This is a genomic window from Paraburkholderia strydomiana (assembly GCF_046030495.1).
GTDB classification, from domain to species: domain Bacteria; phylum Pseudomonadota; class Gammaproteobacteria; order Burkholderiales; family Burkholderiaceae; genus Paraburkholderia; species Paraburkholderia strydomiana_A.
In genome coordinates, this window is record NZ_JAQQCJ010000023.1 from 1 (window position 1) to 16,509 (window position 16,509).

The 16,509-nt window shown below is 63.4% G+C and carries 17 protein-coding genes; 14 read left to right on the forward strand and 3 right to left on the reverse strand.

Translation table 11 applies throughout. The features are described from left to right. Window positions 1–94 precede the first annotated feature (94 nt). Window positions 95–871, reverse strand: coding sequence for an enoyl-CoA hydratase (locus PQQ53_RS25960; protein ID WP_408327239.1), 777 nt, complete (start codon window positions 869–871; stop codon window positions 95–97). Window positions 872–1,004: 133 nt separating this feature from the next. Between PQQ53_RS25960 and paaN the strand changes: the two genes are divergently transcribed. The 5 genes from paaN to paaK all read left to right on the forward strand — a co-directional run bounded on the left by paaN (window position 1,005) and on the right by paaK (window position 6,839). Then, window positions 1,005–2,705: a phenylacetic acid degradation protein PaaN gene (paaN, locus tag PQQ53_RS25965; RefSeq protein ID WP_408146590.1), complete on the forward strand. Its 1,701-nt coding sequence runs from the start codon at window positions 1,005–1,007 to the stop codon at window positions 2,703–2,705. A 145-nt stretch (window positions 2,706–2,850) separates the two neighbouring features. Then, on the forward strand, window positions 2,851–4,053 hold the full coding sequence (gene pcaF, locus PQQ53_RS25970; protein ID WP_408327242.1) for a 3-oxoadipyl-CoA thiolase: 1,203 nt from the start codon (window positions 2,851–2,853) through the stop codon (window positions 4,051–4,053). A gap of 50 nt (window positions 4,054–4,103) precedes the next feature. Continuing rightward, window positions 4,104–4,895: a 2-(1,2-epoxy-1,2-dihydrophenyl)acetyl-CoA isomerase PaaG gene (gene paaG, locus PQQ53_RS25975; protein ID WP_408155217.1), complete on the forward strand. Its 792-nt coding sequence runs from the start codon at window positions 4,104–4,106 to the stop codon at window positions 4,893–4,895. Between the two features lies 1 nt (window position 4,896). Next, complete coding sequence (gene paaI / locus PQQ53_RS25980) at window positions 4,897–5,358, forward strand: hydroxyphenylacetyl-CoA thioesterase PaaI (RefSeq protein WP_408146583.1); 462 nt, start codon at window positions 4,897–4,899, stop codon at window positions 5,356–5,358. A gap of 176 nt (window positions 5,359–5,534) precedes the next feature. Beyond that, window positions 5,535–6,839 (forward strand): phenylacetate--CoA ligase PaaK, encoded by a 1,305-nt coding sequence (gene paaK / locus PQQ53_RS25985; protein WP_408146581.1) that lies wholly within the window; start codon window positions 5,535–5,537, stop codon window positions 6,837–6,839. Window positions 6,840–7,035: 196 nt separating this feature from the next. Here paaK and mltA read toward each other — a convergent pair whose 3' ends face one another. Continuing rightward, a complete protein-coding gene (mltA, locus tag PQQ53_RS25990; RefSeq protein WP_408146579.1) occupies window positions 7,036–8,160 on the reverse strand; it encodes a murein transglycosylase A in 1,125 nt (374 codons plus the stop codon). A gap of 28 nt (window positions 8,161–8,188) precedes the next feature. On the opposite strand from mltA, the gene PQQ53_RS25995 reads away from it, so the two are divergent. After that, window positions 8,189–8,350 carry a hypothetical protein gene (locus PQQ53_RS25995; RefSeq protein WP_408146577.1) on the forward strand — a complete coding sequence of 54 codons (162 nt, stop codon included), beginning with the start codon at window positions 8,189–8,191 and terminating at the stop codon, window positions 8,348–8,350. 111 nt (window positions 8,351–8,461) lie between these two features. On the opposite strand, the gene apaG is transcribed toward PQQ53_RS25995, so the two are convergent. Continuing rightward, the gene (gene apaG, locus PQQ53_RS26000) at window positions 8,462–8,836 is read right to left on the reverse strand and encodes a Co2+/Mg2+ efflux facilitator ApaG/CorD (protein WP_408146575.1); all 375 of its coding nucleotides are present in this window, start codon (window positions 8,834–8,836) and stop codon (window positions 8,462–8,464) included. A 283-nt stretch (window positions 8,837–9,119) separates the two neighbouring features. Between apaG and rpe the strand changes: the two genes are divergently transcribed. The 8 genes from rpe to PQQ53_RS26040 all read left to right on the forward strand — a co-directional run bounded on the left by rpe (window position 9,120) and on the right by PQQ53_RS26040 (window position 16,428). Next, window positions 9,120–9,803, forward strand: coding sequence for a ribulose-phosphate 3-epimerase (gene rpe, locus PQQ53_RS26005; RefSeq protein ID WP_408327245.1), 684 nt, complete (start codon window positions 9,120–9,122; stop codon window positions 9,801–9,803). Window positions 9,804–9,830: 27 nt separating this feature from the next. Further along, window positions 9,831–10,547 carry a phosphoglycolate phosphatase gene (locus tag PQQ53_RS26010; RefSeq protein ID WP_408155221.1) on the forward strand — a complete coding sequence of 239 codons (717 nt, stop codon included), beginning with the start codon at window positions 9,831–9,833 and terminating at the stop codon, window positions 10,545–10,547. Window positions 10,548–10,917: 370 nt separating this feature from the next. Next, complete coding sequence (gene trpE / locus PQQ53_RS26015; RefSeq protein ID WP_408146569.1) at window positions 10,918–12,411, forward strand: anthranilate synthase component I; 1,494 nt, start codon at window positions 10,918–10,920, stop codon at window positions 12,409–12,411. Between the two features lie 13 nt (window positions 12,412–12,424). Continuing rightward, window positions 12,425–13,012: an aminodeoxychorismate/anthranilate synthase component II gene (locus PQQ53_RS26020; protein WP_408327248.1), complete on the forward strand. Its 588-nt coding sequence runs from the start codon at window positions 12,425–12,427 to the stop codon at window positions 13,010–13,012. Between the two features lie 17 nt (window positions 13,013–13,029). Then, on the forward strand, window positions 13,030–14,058 hold the full coding sequence (trpD, locus tag PQQ53_RS26025) for an anthranilate phosphoribosyltransferase (RefSeq protein WP_408146565.1): 1,029 nt from the start codon (window positions 13,030–13,032) through the stop codon (window positions 14,056–14,058). Between the two features lie 18 nt (window positions 14,059–14,076). Beyond that, a complete protein-coding gene (gene trpC, locus PQQ53_RS26030; RefSeq protein ID WP_408146563.1) occupies window positions 14,077–14,862 on the forward strand; it encodes an indole-3-glycerol phosphate synthase TrpC in 786 nt (261 codons plus the stop codon). Between the two features lie 31 nt (window positions 14,863–14,893). After that, window positions 14,894–15,520, forward strand: coding sequence for a CYTH domain-containing protein (locus tag PQQ53_RS26035; protein ID WP_408327251.1), 627 nt, complete (start codon window positions 14,894–14,896; stop codon window positions 15,518–15,520). 77 nt (window positions 15,521–15,597) lie between these two features. Beyond that, the gene (locus PQQ53_RS26040) at window positions 15,598–16,428 is read left to right on the forward strand and encodes a uracil-DNA glycosylase (RefSeq protein WP_408327254.1); all 831 of its coding nucleotides are present in this window, start codon (window positions 15,598–15,600) and stop codon (window positions 16,426–16,428) included. The last annotated feature ends 81 nt before the right edge of the window (window positions 16,429–16,509 follow it).

Here is a 16,509-nt window from a genome sequence, read left to right on the forward strand (position 1 = left end):
TTCCCGCTTCTCTGTGCCCCGGTATCCGAAGCACGAAAGAGCGGAATTCTAGCGAGCCCCAAGGGGACTTGCAAGCGTTATTTTGACAAGCGTATTAACGATGCTTGAAAACCGGCCTGCGCTTCTCCACAAACGCGGCCATCCCCTCTTTCTGGTCTTCCGTGGCGAAGAGCGAATGGAACAGACGGCGCTCGAAATGCACGCCTTCCGCGAGCGTCGTTTCATATGCGCGGTTGACCGACTCCTTCACCATCATCACTGCCGGCAGCGGGAATTCCGCGATGGTCGCAGCCGCCGCTATCGACTCATCAAGCAGGGAGGCGGCCGGAATAACACGCGAAACCAACCCGGCGCGTTCAGCCTCAGCCGCATCCATAAAGCGGGCGGTCAGACAAAGATCCATCGCTTTCGCTTTCGACACGGCGCGTGGCAATCGCTGCGTCCCACCCGCCCCCGGCATGATGCCGAGCTTGATTTCCGGTTGACCAAACTTCGCGGTATCGGCGGCAAAAATGATGTCGCACATCATCGCCAGCTCACAGCCACCGCCAAGAGCAAAGCCTGCCACCGCGGCAATGATCGGCTTACGCACCGAGCGAACCGTTTCCCAGTTGCGGGTGATGTAGTCGCCCTTGTACACATCCATATAGGTGTAGGTCGACATCATGCCGATGTCGGCGCCGGCGGCAAACGCCTTCTCGCTCCCAGTCACCACAATCGCGCCGATCGCGTCATCGGCGTCGAACTCGCGCAGCACGGCCCCCAACTCGTCCATCAATGCGTCATTCAAAGCGTTCAACGCCTTCGGACGATTCAACGTGATCAGCCCAACCCGCCCCCGCGTCTCAACCAGAATGTTCTCGTAAACCATGCCGCCTCCTAATGGTTAATCACACGCGAAAACGCTTCGCGCGGCTCTCTTAATAATGCTACCATTCACCAACCAACCGGTCGGTCAATTATTAGACAGGCTTTTCCCCAACGCACAGCCAAGCCCCTCTGCCATGACACATCCGCTATTCACCAAGCACGAAGACACGCTGCAAAAGGCTCTCACCGCGATTGAAACGCGCGGCTACTGGAGCCCGTTCGTCGAAATGCCCAATCCGAAAGTGTACGGGGAAACAGCCAACGCGGACGGCGAAGCCGCTTTCAAAGCGCTGCTCAACACGACGTTCGAACTGGATCAACCGTCGACGGGAGAAACGGTCGGCGCCGAAGTTTCTCCGTTCGGCTTCCCGCTCGGCGTGCGCTATCCGAAAGCGGACCCTGACGCACTGATCACGGCAGCCGCCGCCGCGCAACGTGACTGGCGCGCGGCTGGCCCGCAAGCGTGGATCGGCGTGAGCCTCGAAATCCTCGCGCGGGTGAATCGCGCCAGCTTCGAAATTGGCTACAGCGTGATGCACACGACCGGCCAGGCGTTCATGATGGCTTTTCAGGCCGGCGGCCCGCATGCACAGGACCGCGCCCTCGAGGCAGTGGTGTACGCATGGGACCAGTTGCGCCGCATCCCCGCCGACGCGCACTGGGAAAAACCGCAAGGCAAGAATCCACCGCTCGCGATGCACAAGCGCTATACCGTCGTGCCGCGCGGCACCGGCCTTGTACTTGGCTGCTGCACATTTCCGACATGGAACGGCTATCCAGGCCTCTTCGCCGATCTGGCCACCGGTAACACGGTCATCGTCAAGCCGCATCCGGGCGCGATTCTGCCGCTCGCGCTGACCGTGCGAATCGCGCGCGACGTTTTGCGCGAAGCAGGCTTCGATCCGAACGTCGTCACATTGCTAGCCACCGAGCCGAACGACGGCGCACTCGTCCAGGACTTGGCCCTGCGCCCGGAAATCAAGCTCATCGACTTCACCGGAAGCACCCAGAACGGCACGTGGCTCGAGCGCCACGCACATCAGGCACAGGTCTACACCGAGAAAGCGGGCGTCAACCAGATCGTGATCGACTCCGTCGACGACATCAAGGCAGCCGCCCGCAACATCGCATTCTCCCTGGCGCTGTACTCGGGCCAGATGTGCACGGCGCCGCAGAACATCTACGTGCCGCGCAGCGGCATCCGCACCGCCGACGGCTCGCTCAGTTTCGACGACGTCGCTCAAGCCATTGCCGACGCGGTGCAAAAGCTCGTCGCCGACCCGGCCCGTGCAGTCGAACTGCTCGGCGCGATTCAGAACGAAGGCGTGATTCAGCGCATCGGTGAAGCCTCAAAACTCGGTCGCGTCCTGGTCGAGAGCCTGGCGCTCGAACATCCGGCGTTTGCGGGCGCTCGCGTGCGCACGCCGCTCGTGCTCCAACTGGACGCCGCCAACGACCACGCCCAGTTCACCAAGGAGTGGTTCGGCCCGATCTCGTTCGTTATCGCGACAGACTCGACCGCGCAGTCGCTCGATCTCGCCGGCGCGATCGCCGCCGAGCATGGCGCGCTGACACTGTCGGTTTACAGCACCGACCCGGCTGTGCTCGACGACGCCCATGAGGCCTCGATTCGCGGCGGCGTAGCCCTGTCGATCAATCTGACGGGCGGGGTGTTCGTCAACCAGTCCGCCGCCTTCTCCGACTTCCACGGCACGGGGGCGAACCCCGCTGCCAATGCCGCGCTGGCCGATGCAGCCTTTGTCGCCAATCGCTTCCGCGTCGTTCAAAGCCGCGTTCATGTTGAACCGAAAGCGGCACCGGCGGTAGCTGGCTGAATGGCGTAAGAGACAGAGACAGCGGCATAAGAAAAAGCACGGCCTCGTTCCTATGCCGTTTGGCCGAATGGACCGGGTCGTGCGCCCCAACTAACATGAGACATCGGATCGGCATTGCGCGCCGCTCCGTCCAGCGGAAACTCCAATGAACGACGCCTTCATCTGCGATGCGATTCGCACACCCATCGGCCGCTACGGCGGCGCCCTGAAAGACGTCCGTGCCGACGACCTCGGCGCCGTGCCGATCAGGGCATTGATCGAGCGCAATCCCGGCGTCGACTGGCGAGCCCTCGACGACGTGATTTACGGCTGCGCCAATCAGGCCGGTGAAGACAATCGCAACGTCGCTCGCATGTCGGCGTTGCTGGCCGGTCTGCCTACGGACGCGCCGGGCGCCACCATCAACCGCCTGTGCGGCTCCGGCATGGATGCGGTCGGCACCGCCGCGCGCGCGATCAAGGCAGGCGAAGCGCGCCTGATGATTGCCGGCGGCGTCGAAAGCATGACGCGCGCGCCGTTCGTGATGGGCAAAGCAACGAGCGCGTTCTCGCGCCAAGCCGACATTCACGACACGACCATCGGCTGGCGTTTCGTCAATCCGCTGATGAAGCGCCAGTACGGCGTCGACTCGATGCCCGAGACCGCGGAAAACGTCGCCGTCGAATTCGACGTGAGCCGTGCGGACCAGGACGCGTTCGCGCTCGCGAGCCAGCAAAAAGCAGCCCGCGCGCAACGTGACGGCACGCTGGCCGAGGAAATCGTCGGCGTCGATGTCGCGCAGAAGAAGGGTGACCCCGTGCGTGTCATGCTCGACGAGCATCCGCGGGAAACGTCGCTCGAAAGTCTGGGCAAGCTCAAGGGCGTGGTTCGTCCGGACGGCAGTGTGACGGCCGGCAACGCTTCCGGCGTGAACGACGGCGCCTGCGCACTGTTGCTCGCGAATCAGCAGGCAGCCGATCAGTACGGCCTGCGCCGCCGCGCACGCGTGGCAGGCATGGCAACCGCGGGCGTCGAGCCGCGCATCATGGGTATCGGGCCGGCGCCGGCGACGCAAAAGCTGCTCAGGCAACTCGGCATGACGCTCGAACAATTCGACGTGATCGAGCTGAACGAAGCATTCGCGTCTCAAGGGTTGGCCGTGCTGCGCACGCTCGGTCTGCGCGACGACGATCCGCGCGTCAATCCGAATGGCGGCGCCATTGCACTCGGCCATCCGCTGGGCGCCTCGGGTGCGCGTCTGATCACGACCGCGCTGTATCAACTGGAACGGATCAACGGCCGCTTTGCGCTGTGCACGATGTGCATCGGCGTGGGCCAAGGCATTGCGCTGGTCATCGAACGGCTTTAGGAGCAACGCCGCGGTGACCATCGGCTAAAGAGACTTTGAGGAGACACCCAATGTCATATGAAGCGATTCGCCTGGATCTCGACACGTCGAGCCATGTCGCAACCATCACGCTGAACCGCCCTGACAAGCTCAACAGCTTCACGCGCGCCATGCATCGGGAATTGAGCGACGCACTCGACCAGGTCGAAAAATCGGGCGCGCGCGCACTCGTGCTCACAGGGGCGGGGCGCGGCTTCTGCGCCGGCCAGGATCTCGCCGACCTCGACTTCACGCCCGGCGCAATGACGGATCTGGGCAATCTGATCGACGAGCATTTCAACCCGCTGATCCGCCATCTGCAAGCGCTGCCGTTGCCGGTAATCGCCGCGGTCAACGGCACGGCTGCCGGCGCCGGCGCGAATCTCGCGCTGGCCTGCGACCTCGTGCTCGCGGCGCGCTCCGCGAGCTTCATTCAGGCTTTCGTGAAGATCGGCCTCGTGCCGGACTCGGGCGGCACCTGGTTGCTGCCGCAGCGCGTCGGCATGGCGCGCGCGCTGGGGCTTGCGATCACCGGCGACAAACTCAGCGCGGAAAAAGCCGAAAGCTGGGGCATGATCTGGCAGACGCACGACGACGCGGAACTCGCCGCCGCTGCGGCCAAACTCGCGGCTCAGCTCGCGCAGCAACCCACGCGCGCCATCGCCGCAATCAAGCAGGCGATGCGCGCGGGCGCGACGCAAACCCTCGACCAGCAACTCGATCTCGAGCGCGATCTGCAACGTGAGCTCGGTGCATCCCATGATTACGCAGAAGGTGTGCAAGCCTTCGTGGAAAAACGCGCACCACGCTTCGAGGGCCGCTGATATGTCCACCCAAACCACTCACGCCAAGCAGATGACGCCGGATGAACTCGCCCGTGCAACCGCAGCTGCGATGTACGAGAACGATGCTTGCAGCCGTGCGCTCGGGCTCGAAATCCTGGAAGTGCGTCCAGGCTATGCACGCCTGCGCATGGCTGTGCGCGACGACTTTCTGAACGGCCACCAGATTTGCCACGGCGGCCTGATCTTCACCCTCGCCGATTCGACGTTCGCGTTCGCCTGCAACACCTACAACATCAACACGGTCGCGGCCGGTTGTTCGATTGAGTTCCTGAAAGCGGTACGCGGCGGCGACGTGCTGACAGCGGAAGCGGTCGAGCAGACACTGAGCGGCCGCACCGGCATCTACGATATTCGCGTCACCAATCGTGCCGACGAAACCGTCGCCATGTTTCGCGGCAAATCGGCACAAATCAAGGGCAACCTGATTCCCACGGGCGATTGAAGGGCCAGCGCGCGGCGAACCCACGGTAATGCAGCGGCCAACGCCGCAGTGGTGCCGCGGCAAACGTGCGACGCAGCGTCGGTTCATCGACGCTATCCAAAATAGCAGCCAGTCCCCGGTTTTTAGCGCACAAGCGCACCATAGACTCAAGCATTGAGGCAGCAAGGAGACATTCAATGACGACCGCCCTTCCGCTCGATCCGATCGAGACCGCCAGCCGCGACGAACTTGCCGCGCTTCAACTTGAACGGCTCAAATGGTCGCTGAACCATGCGTATGAGAATTCGCCGGTCTATCGCCGCAAATTCGACGAAGCCGGCGTGCACCCGAACGAAGTCAAGACACTCGCGGACCTGGCGCGCTTTCCGTTCACCACCAAGAAAGACCTGCGCGACAGCTACCCGTTCGGGATGTTCGCCGTCCCGCAGGAGCAGATTTCACGCATTCACGCGTCGTCCGGCACGACCGGCAAGCCGACCGTCGTGGGCTACACCGCGCGCGACATCGACACGTGGGCGAATCTCGTCGCGCGTTCGATTCGCGCCGCCGGCGCGAAGCGCGGCGACAAGGTTCACGTGAGCTACGGCTACGGTCTGTTCACCGGCGGCCTCGGCGCGCACTACGGCGCCGAGCGCGCGGGCCTCACCGTGATTCCATTCGGCGGCGGCCAGACCGAGAAGCAGGTGCAACTGATCCAGGACTTCCGCCCGGACATCATCATGGTGACGCCGAGCTACATGCTCTCGATCGCCGACGAACTCGAACGTCAAGGCATCGACCCGGCCACTTGCTCGCTGCGCCTCGGCATCTTCGGCGCGGAGCCGTGGACCAACGACATGCGTCAGGCAATCGAAAAGCGGATGGGCATCGATGCCGTCGACATCTACGGGTTATCCGAGGTGATGGGCCCAGGCGTCGCATCGGAGTGCGTGGAAACGAAGGACGGCCCGACCATCTGGGAAGATCATTTCTATCCCGAGATCATCGATCCCGAAACCGGCGAGGTGCTGCCGGACGGCGAACTCGGCGAACTGGTGTTCACCTCGCTGACCAAGGAAGCGTTGCCGATCATCCGTTACCGCACGCGCGACCTCACGCGTCTGCTGCCAGGCAGCGCTCGCACGATGCGCCGGATGGAAAAGATCACCGGCCGCTCGGACGACATGATGATCGTGCGCGGTGTGAACGTATTCCCGACGCAAATCGAAGAACTGCTGCTCAAGCAGCACGCACTCGCGCCGCATTATCAGATCGTGCTGACCAAGGAAGGCCCGCTCGACGTGCTGACGTTGAACGTCGAACCCTGCCCGGAAACCGCGCCGGATACGGCAGCGCTGAACACAGCCAAACAGGCGCTCGCCTACGACATCAAGGCGCTGATCGGCGTGAGCGCGGTGGTGAACGTGCTGGCGGTCAACGGCATCGAGCGTTCGGTTGGCAAGGCACGGCGCGTGGTGGACAAACGCAAGCAAGGGCTCTAAGCCGCCCCTACAAAAAAGGCGTCACGTCCGGAATCCCAACCGGGTGTGACGCCTTTTTCAATAATGCAGCGTAGCTCTCCCGCAAGCGGGAATCATGTTGAATGCTCGTGCTGCTGCGGCACACGGTGTGCAAAGCCAAAGCACGCGTCAGCGGTTCCGTTATCAGAAAGCCGCAGCTACACCGATCACCCAACACTCACGAATTCGGCAGCAACAACCACATCCGGCCGCCCTGCTTCATCTTGCCGGCCAGATCGCCGGCGTCGTCGCCGAGGCCCCAGAAGTAGTCGGCGCGCACGCCACCCTTGATCGCGGAGCCGGTGTCCTGCGCGAACACGAGGCGGTTCATCGGCGAGTTCGTCAACGGACGCGTGGTCTGCAAGAACACAGGCGTACCCAGTGGAATCGACGTCGGATCGACCGCGATCGACCGCTCCGGCGTCAACGGCACACCGAGCGCGCCAACTGGACCGTCCGCGCCGCCGCTCGGTGCGCTTTCACCGGATGGCATCTCACGGAAGAATACAAAGCGCGGATTCGTGTCGAGTAGCCCATCGACGCGCGTCGGGTTCGCGCGCGCCCATGCCTTGATGCCCTGCATGGTCGCCTGTGCCGGCGTGAGTTCGCCGCGATCCAGCAGCCACCGCCCAATCGACTTGTACGGCTGATTGTTGGTGCCGCCAAAGCCGACGCGCATGACGCTGCCGTCTTCCATCACGATTCGCCCAGACCCTTGTACCTGCAGGAAGAACGCTTCGATCGGATCGTCGACCCAGACGAGTTCATTGCCGTTGAGCACGCCCGAGCGCTCGAGCTGCGCACGCGCCGGCAGCGCCGTGCCCGCACGATACGTGGCGGGCCAGCGATACAGCGCCGTCTGATACACGCCGTGCCGCGTACGCGAGCCACGCAGCAAGGGCTCGTAGTAACCGGTGACGAGCCCGTCGAGCGAGCCGTCGTTATTGGCTAGCTGGAACGGCGTGAAATAAGCCTCGAAAAAAGACCGCGCGCTGGTGACGTCGAGATCGTCGATTTGCGAAGCCGCGGCACAGGCACGCGACCAGTTCGGTTGACGTGCGAGCCTCGCGCAGTTCTGCCGCAACGCGGCCGTCGCACCGATCAGCGAATCGTCCTGCCAGCCCGGCACCTGCCGCCAGGCGACTGCCGTGAGGCGCGTCGCAGCAATCTGTCCGGGTATGATCGCGGCACCCGTGGGCGGCGCAACCGACGGCCGGACCGCCCCGCCGCCGCCGCAGGACGCCAGCAGCACCGCAACCGAAAGCGCGCCGAGCCATGCTCCGGCCGTGCGGACAAAACGCATACAATGTTCGTTCTTGATGGAAACCGCCATGTCTGATCTGTTCGACGAATACCCGATGCTCATCTTCGCGCTGGAAGCGCTCCTCGCGCTTTTCCTGCTCGTCTTCATCGTTGTATGGACATCATCCGGCAGGAAGAAAGCCACGCGCGCCGCCCGAAGCGAACAACCGAAGCAGCAAAAACCTCAGTAACGCTATGCGATAAACCGCGCGCCGAAGCTGAATCAGGGGCTCGCCTGCTCGTTCAATCGCGCAGTTGAATGCGCATTTGAATGTTTAATGACCGCGGGCCCGCCCTCCGGTTCAATGCAACGTGCGCGGCATGCGCAGAATAAACTCCGGCACCTGTGCGTCGAAACGCTCACCGTCCTCCGCCACGCAGAAGTAATCGCCACGCATGGTGCCAACCGGCGTCGCGATGACCGCCCAGCTCGTGTATTCGAAATGCTCGCCCGGCTTGAGCAGCGGCTGATGGCCGACCACACCCAGGCCCTTCACTTCCTGCACCGTATTTTCGCTATCGGTGATCACCCAATGACGCGCAATCAACTGCGCGGGGACCTGGCCGGTATTACGGATAGTCAGCGTGTATGCGAATGCATACTGGCGGCGCTCCGGGTCCGACTCTTCAGGCAGATATTGCACCTGCGCCGAGACGCTGAATTCGTACTGGCTCATCCTGATTCCGGTCTGATGAAACGGGCTGTGAAAAATCTCGGGAAACCCCGAACGCCAATGGTTTGCCGTACATCGGCGAAGCGATATGCATGGATTGGCATTCTGCTTGATGCGCGGCATGCCCGCAACCGGACATATCTTTCGGCCAAGGGCCGCTACGGAGCGTTGTCACTGTCACCGCGGCCGCGGTGAGCCCGCAATCGACCACAAACCGCCCGCGCGCCGCTTCGGGGCCGCTACAAAACGGTAAAATGGCGCTTTCCCGCTTGCACCCGCTCCCGCCATGACGCAATTTCGCATCGCCCCCAGCATTCTGTCCGCCGATTTCGCCCGCCTCGGCGAGGAAGTCCGCAACGTCGTCGCCGCCGGCGCCGACTGGATTCACTTCGACGTGATGGATAACCACTACGTGCCGAACCTGACCATCGGCCCGCTCGTGTGCGAAGCGATCCGCCCGCACGTCGACGTGCCGATCGACGTGCATCTGATGGTGCGCCCGGTCGACCGCATCGTGCCGGACTTCGCGAAGGCCGGCGCGAACCTGATCAGCTTCCATCCGGAAGGCTCGGACCATATCGACCGCACGCTGTCGCTGATCCGCGACCACGGCTGCAAGGCCGGCCTCGTGTTCAACCCGGCCACCTCGCTGAGCTATCTGGACCATGTGATGGACAAGCTCGACCTCGTGCTGATCATGTCGGTGAATCCGGGCTTCGGCGGCCAGTCGTTCATTCCCGAAGCGCTCAATAAGCTGCGCGAAGCCCGCAAGCGTATCGACGCGTACAAGGGACGGACCGGCCGCGAGATCCATCTGGAAGTGGACGGCGGCGTGAAGGTCGACAACATCGCGGAAATCGCGGCGGCCGGCGCGGACACGTTCGTGGCCGGTTCGGCGATCTTCGGCCAGCCCGATCACAAGGTCGTGATCGACAAGATGCGCGCCGCCCTCGCGAATATTCAGCACTAAGGTTCAGCACTCAAGCCCGCACGCCCTATGACCGCTCCGTTCCCCGCCCCGACCTTCAGCAGCCCGCGCCTGCAAGCCGCGATCATCGACCTCGACGGCACGATGATAGACACCGCCGATGACTTCACCGCCGGCCTGAACGGCATGCTCGCGCAACTCGACGCGCTGGAAACCTCACGCGAGGAAGTGGTCGGCTATGTCGGCAAGGGTTCGGAGCATCTGATCCGCAGCGTGCTCGCGCCGCGCTTCGAAGCGGACCATGCGCAGGATCGCTTCGACGAAGCGCTCGCGATCTATCAGGCGGAATACGCGAAGATCAACGGCTTGCACACGCGGCTTTATCCCGATGTCGAAGCCGGGCTGATCGCGATGCGCGATGCCGGCGTGAAGCTGGCGTGCGTCACCAACAAGCCGCACCGGTTCGCCGTCGAGCTGCTGCAACAGTACGGGCTCGCGCAATATTTCAGCGTCGTGCTCGGCGGCGACAGCCTCGCGAAAAAGAAGCCGGACCCGCTGCCGATGCTCACCGCCGCGGCACAACTAGGTGTCGAACCGCAAGCCACGGTGGCCATCGGCGATTCCGAAAACGACGCGCTGGCGGGCCGCGCGGCCGGCATGGCGACGCTCACCGTGCCGTACGGCTACAACCACGGCCAAGCTATACAAACAATAAAATCCGATGGTATAGTTGCCTCGCTGCTCGACGCCGCCAAGGCGATCGCAGCGCACCATTCCACGACTTGAAAAGTCCTTCATCCTCATGTTTCTGAATAAAAAACGGAGTCTGATTAGCATCGACCGGGGAGCCTGGCCCTGGCGTCGCTGGTCGCGCTAACCTCGCCTGAGGTACGCTGAAGCTCGTCTTCGGCAACCGTTTTTTACTTCGCTGCGCTCACGCGTTTTTTCCATCGTCTAGTTTCGCTGCATTGGTTGATTCGGCCTGCGTGTACCCGCAAAGTACAGCTGTGCGCTGAAACCCCTTGCTCGCGTCGATGGGAAACTCGCGCCGGTCGGTATCATCGCGTCGCAACGTCGACGCACGCTCCGTCCGGTCGCGCAACGCCCCGCTTTGTCCGACGCACGCTGCCGCCGGACCACCGTACAGGATCGGAACATGACCGAACTCGAATTCCAGTCCCTCGCCAATGAGGGCTTCAACCGCATTCCGCTGATCGCCGAAGCGCTCGCCGACCTCGAAACGCCGCTCTCGCTCTACCTGAAGCTAGCGCAGACCGAGCGCAACGGCGCCAACTCGTTCCTGCTGGAATCGGTGGTGGGCGGCGAGCGTTTCGGCCGCTATTCGTTCATCGGACTGCCGGCGCGCACGCTGCTGCGCACCCGCAACGGCGTATCGGAAGTGGTGCGCGACGGCAAGGTCGTCGAAACGCACGAGGGCGATCCGCTCGAGTTCATCCAGCAATTCCAGGGGCGCTTCAAAGTGGCGCAACGCCCCGGCTTGCCGCGTTTCGCGGGCGGCCTCGCCGGTTATTTCGGCTATGACGCGGTGCGCTACATCGAGAAAAAGCTCGCGCACAGCGCGCCGAAAGACGATCTGAATCTGCCCGATATCCAGCTGCTGCTCACCGAAGAAGTCGCCGTGATCGACAACCTCGCGGGCAAGCTCTATTTGGTGGTGTACGCCGATTCGACGCAGCCGGAGGCCTACACGAAGGCGAAACACCGTCTGCGCGAACTGCGTCAGCGTTTGCGTACGACCGTGCAGCCACCGGTCACCTCGGCCAGCGTGCGCACCGATACCTACCGCGAATTCGCGAAGGACGACTATCTGGCCGCCGTGCGCAAGGCGAAGGAATACATTGCCGCCGGCGAACTGATGCAGGTGCAGGTCGGCCAGCGTCTGACCAAGCCATACCGCGACAATCCGCTGTCGCTGTATCGCGCGCTGCGCTCGCTGAATCCGTCGCCGTACATGTACTACTACAACTTCGGCGAGTTTCATGTGGTCGGCGCGTCGCCCGAAATTCTGGTGCGCCAGGAAAAGCGCGGCGAGGACCGCATCGTGACGATTCGCCCGCTCGCCGGCACGCGTCCGCGCGGCAACACGCCGGAACGCGACGCAGAACTCGCGACCGAACTGCTGAACGACCCGAAGGAAATCGCCGAACACGTAATGCTGATCGACCTCGCGCGCAACGACGTGGGCCGCATCGCGCAGATCGGTTCGGTGGTCGTGACCGACAAGATGGTGATCGAAAAGTACTCGCACGTGCAGCACATCGTGAGTTCGGTCGAGGGCAAGCTGAAGCCCGGCACCACCAATTTCGACGTGCTGCGCGCCACCTTCCCGGCCGGCACGCTGTCGGGCGCGCCGAAGGTCCGCGCGATGGAACTGATCGACGAACTGGAGCCCGTGAAGCGCGGCCTGTATGGCGGTGCGGTCGGCTATCTGTCGTTCACCGGTGAGATGGATCTCGCCATCACGATCCGCACCGGCGTGATCGCGAACGGCAATCTGTATGTGCAGGCGGCCGCGGGCGTGGTCGCGGATTCGGTGCCGGAATCCGAATGGCAAGAGACCGAGAACAAGGCGCGCGCCGTGCTGCGTGCTGCCGAACAGGTCCAAGACGGCCTCGATAGCGACTTCTGACCGGAGACACACCATGCTGCTCATGATCGACAACTACGACTCGTTCACCTACAACCTGGTGCAGTACTTCGGCGAACTTGGCGAAGACGTATGCACCTACCGCAACGACGAAATCACGCTGGACGACATCGCGAAGCTCAACCCCGAGCGCATCTGTCTGTCGCCCGGTCCCAGCAATCCGCAACATGCCGGCATCACTCTCGACGTGCTGCGCAAATTCGCCGGCAAGACGCCGATTCTCGGCGTCTGCCTCGGCCATCAGGCAATCGGCGAGGCGTTCGGCGGCCGCGTGGTGCGCGCGCAGACCATCATGCACGGCAAGGTCAGCACGATCGAAACCGACTGCAAAGGCGTGTTCGCCGATCTGCCGAAGCATTTCGTCGTGACCCGCTACCATTCGCTCGCGATCGAACGCGAATCGCTGCCGGACTGCCTCGAAGTATCGGCATGGACCGAAGACGGCGAGATCATGGGTGTGCGGCACAAGGAACTGGCCATCGAAGGCGTGCAGTTCCATCCGGAATCGATCCTGTCCGAACACGGCCACGCGCTGCTCGAAAACTTCGTGAAGCAGTCGAAAACCGCCCACCGCACCGCTTGATGAAGAGAGACGAGATCATGTCGATTACGCCCCAGGAAGCGCTGCAACGGACCATCGAGCACCGCGAGATTTTCCACGACGAGATGCTGCATCTGATGCGCCTCATCATGCGTGGCGAACTCTCGCCCGTGATGGCGGCCGCGATCATCACCGGCTTGCGCGTCAAGAAAGAGACCATCGGCGAAATCACCGCCGCCGCCACGGTGATGCGTGAATTCGCCCGCCACGTCGACGTGCAGGACAACTCGAATTTCGTCGATATCGTCGGCACCGGCGGCGACGGCGCGCACACCTTCAACATTTCCACCGCCACCATGTTCGTGTCGGCCGCGGCCGGCGCGAAGGTTGCGAAGCACGGCAATCGCGGCGTGTCGAGCAAGTCAGGCAGCGCGGACGTGCTCGAAGCGCTCGGCGTGAATATCGATCTGCAACCGGATCAGGTGGCGGCGTCGATTGCGGAAACCGGCATGGGCTTCATGTTCGCGCCGAACCATCACCCGGCGATGAAGAACATCGCCGCCGTGCGCCGCGAACTCGGCGTGCGGACCATCTTCAACATTCTCGGCCCGCTGACCAATCCCGCCGGCGCGCCGAACCAGTTGATGGGCGTGTTCCATGCGGACCTCGTCGGCATTCAGGTGCGCGTGATGCAGCGTCTCGGCGCGAAGCACGTGCTGGTCGTGTACGGGATGGACGGCATGGACGAAGTGTCGCTCGGCGCGGCCACGCAAGTCGGTGAGTTGCGCGACGGCGAAGTCCGCGAGTACGAGATTCATCCGGAAGACTTCGGCATGCAGATGGTGTCGAACCGCACGCTGAAAGTGGCCGACGCGAGCGAATCCAAAGCGATGCTGCTCGAGGCGCTCGACAACAAGCCGGGCGTCGCGCGCGAAATCGTCACGCTGAACGCGGGCACGGCGCTGTATTCGGCGAACGTGGCGGCGTCGATCGCGGACGGCATTCAACTGGCGCGCGAAGCGATCGCGAGCGGCAAGGCCCGCGCGAAGGTCGACGAGCTGATTCGCTTCACCCAGCAATTCAAGTAATCACGTAGCGAGATACTTATGAGCGACATCCTCGACCGCATCATCGCGGTCAAACGCGAAGAAGTCCGCGCGGCCGAACAGAGCGCGCCGCTGGAAGAGTTGCGCCTCGAAGCGTCGTCGCGCGATATCCGCGATTTCGTCGGCGCGCTGCGCGCCAAGCACGCGGCGGGTCTGGCCGCGGTCATTTCCGAAGTGAAGAAGGCGAGTCCGTCCAAAGGCGTACTGCGCGAGCACTTCGACCCGGCCGAAATCGCGCGTTCGTATGAGAAGCACGGCGCGGCCTGTCTGTCCGTCCTCACCGACGTGCAGTTCTTCCAGGGCAGCGTCGCGTATCTGCAGCAGGCGCGCGCCGCGTGCCAGTTGCCGGTGCTGCGCAAGGACTTCATCGTCGATCCGTACCAGATCGTCGAAGCGCGCGCGATGGGCGCCGACGCGATCCTGCTGATCGCAGCCGCGCTCGACACCGCGCAGATGCAGGACCTCGAAGCGCTCGCGCATTCGCTGGGCCTCGCGGTACTGGTCGAAGTGCACGACAGCAACGAGCTTAAGGAAGCGTTGACGCTGAAGACACCGCTGATCGGCATCAACAACCGCAACTTGCGCACTTTCGAAACGTCGATCGAGACGACCATCGGCATGCTCGACGCGATTCCGGATGACCGCATCGTGGTCACCGAATCGGGCATTCTGTCGCGCGCCGATGTCGAGCGCCTGCGCGCGATGGACGTGCACACGTTCCTCGTCGGCGAAGCGTTCATGCGCGCGGACGAGCCGGGCGTGGAACTTGCGCGGATGTTTTTCTAGACGCCGCGTCGGTACACGCAAGGAAAGCATCATGGGCATGGAACGCGAAATCAAGCTGGCGCTGCCGGCCGGGCAGGTGCAGGCGGCGCAACAGTGGTTCGTCTCGCGCACGGGTCAGGAAGGCCACCCGGTCAAGCTGGTGAACATTTACTTCGATACGCCGCAGCTTGGGTTGGCGAGTTCGAAGAGCGCGCTGCGTCTGCGTCAAACGCCGGATGGCTGGCTGCAAACCTTCAAGACGGTGGGCAATGCAAAGGATGGTTTGCACAGCCGGCACGAATGGGAAATGCCGGTGGCGGGCCCGAAGCTGGAGATCGACGCGCTGCTGCACGCTTGCGATGAGCCAGTTGCGGCAGATGCGTTACGCCAGGCGGCGTCCACGTTGATCGAACTGTTCCGCACGAATTTCACGCGCACGCTGTGGCACGTCGAACTGGGCGGTGCGGAAATCGAAGCGGCGATCGATCAGGGTGACGTGCTCGCGGTAGTCGACGGCGAGAACCGCCGTGCGCCCATCTCGGAGGTCGAGCTTGAACTGAAGTCCGGCGAGGAAGCTGCGCTGCACGCGCTCGCGGCGGAACTCGGCAAGCAGATAAGCGGACTCGCGCCGGACAACGTCAGCAAGGCGCAGCGCGGGTATCAGTTGCGGGCGGGTTGAACTGAGGCGTTGAACGCGCCCCGCGTGGCGCCGCCGCACCTTGAGCCGAAGCCCGTTTGCTGCGACACTCCCCCGCCATGACCTCCGCTTTCCGAACCCGCTCCAATCCGTCGCAGGCTTCCCTGTTCGGCGACGCCGCATCCACATCGGCCAGTGAGATGACCACACCATCGCCGACCGACTTCGCCACACCGACGCTCGAAGCCCAATTCGCCGCCCTGCCCCCGGCATGGCGCATGCATCTGAAGCCCTTCATCGACAGCGACGCATACGCGCCGCTGTGCCGTTTCGTCGACGGTGAGCGCGCGGCCGGCAAAACCGTCTATCCCGCCGACGTGTTCCGCGCGCTGCGCCTGACGAGCCCCGACGAAGTCAAAGTGGTGATCCTCGGCCAGGACCCGTATCACGGCGAGGACCGCGGCACGCCGCAAGCGCACGGGCTCGCGTTTTCCGTCGCGCCGAACGTGCGCACGCCGCCGTCGCTGCGCAATATCTTCAAGGAAATCGCCACGAGTCTCGGCCACGAAACGCCGCGTCACGGCTGCCTCGACACGTGGGCCAAACAAGGCGTGTTGCTGCTGAACACGGTGCTGACCGTCGAACGCGACAGCGCGGCGAGTCACGCGAAACGCGGCTGGGAAAAATGCACCGACACGCTGATCCACGAACTGGCGATGCGCCATGACGGCCTCGTGTTCATGCTGTGGGGCGCGCATGCGCAAGCGAAGCGCGCGCTGCTCGGCGGCAAGTCGCATTACGTGCTGGAGGCGCCGCATCCGTCGCCGCTGTCGGCGCATCGCGGCTTTCTCGGCTGCGGCCACTTCGTGAAGGCCAACGAGTATCTCGTGAAGCATGGCCGCGCACCGATCGACTGGCGTCTGCCCGGCGAAGCGCAAATGCTGGCGTGAGAACCGCGAGCCGCGCCGCAATAAGAAAACGCCACGGACTCACATCCGTGGCGTTTTTCATTTCACCGCTATCCGCAGCTA

Excerpts from the sequence above, each read along its gene's own strand:
- trpD (WP_408146565.1), top strand. The coding sequence starts at position 13,030 with ATGTCGATTACGCCCCAGGAAGCGCTGCAACGGACCATCGAGCACCGC.
- paaI (WP_408146583.1), top strand. The coding sequence starts at position 4,897 with ATGTCCACCCAAACCACTCACGCCAAGCAGATGACGCCGGATGAACTC.
- paaK (WP_408146581.1), top strand. The coding sequence starts at position 5,535 with ATGACGACCGCCCTTCCGCTCGATCCGATCGAGACCGCCAGCCGCGAC.
- PQQ53_RS26035 (WP_408327251.1), top strand. The coding sequence starts at position 14,894 with ATGGGCATGGAACGCGAAATCAAGCTGGCGCTGCCGGCCGGGCAGGTG.
- rpe (WP_408327245.1), top strand. The coding sequence starts at position 9,120 with ATGACGCAATTTCGCATCGCCCCCAGCATTCTGTCCGCCGATTTCGCC.
- paaN (WP_408146590.1), top strand. The coding sequence starts at position 1,005 with ATGACACATCCGCTATTCACCAAGCACGAAGACACGCTGCAAAAGGCT.
- pcaF (WP_408327242.1), top strand. The coding sequence starts at position 2,851 with ATGAACGACGCCTTCATCTGCGATGCGATTCGCACACCCATCGGCCGC.
- trpE (WP_408146569.1), top strand. The coding sequence starts at position 10,918 with ATGACCGAACTCGAATTCCAGTCCCTCGCCAATGAGGGCTTCAACCGC.
- PQQ53_RS26010 (WP_408155221.1), top strand. The coding sequence starts at position 9,831 with ATGACCGCTCCGTTCCCCGCCCCGACCTTCAGCAGCCCGCGCCTGCAA.
- trpC (WP_408146563.1), top strand. The coding sequence starts at position 14,077 with ATGAGCGACATCCTCGACCGCATCATCGCGGTCAAACGCGAAGAAGTC.
- apaG (WP_408146575.1), bottom strand. The coding sequence starts at position 8,836 with ATGAGCCAGTACGAATTCAGCGTCTCGGCGCAGGTGCAATATCTGCCT.
- PQQ53_RS26020 (WP_408327248.1), top strand. The coding sequence starts at position 12,425 with ATGCTGCTCATGATCGACAACTACGACTCGTTCACCTACAACCTGGTG.
- paaG (WP_408155217.1), top strand. The coding sequence starts at position 4,104 with ATGTCATATGAAGCGATTCGCCTGGATCTCGACACGTCGAGCCATGTC.
- PQQ53_RS25995 (WP_408146577.1), top strand. The coding sequence starts at position 8,189 with ATGTCTGATCTGTTCGACGAATACCCGATGCTCATCTTCGCGCTGGAA.
- PQQ53_RS25960 (WP_408327239.1), bottom strand. The coding sequence starts at position 871 with ATGGTTTACGAGAACATTCTGGTTGAGACGCGGGGGCGGGTTGGGCTG.
- PQQ53_RS26040 (WP_408327254.1), top strand. The coding sequence starts at position 15,598 with ATGACCTCCGCTTTCCGAACCCGCTCCAATCCGTCGCAGGCTTCCCTG.
- mltA (WP_408146579.1), bottom strand. The coding sequence starts at position 8,160 with ATGCGTTTTGTCCGCACGGCCGGAGCATGGCTCGGCGCGCTTTCGGTT.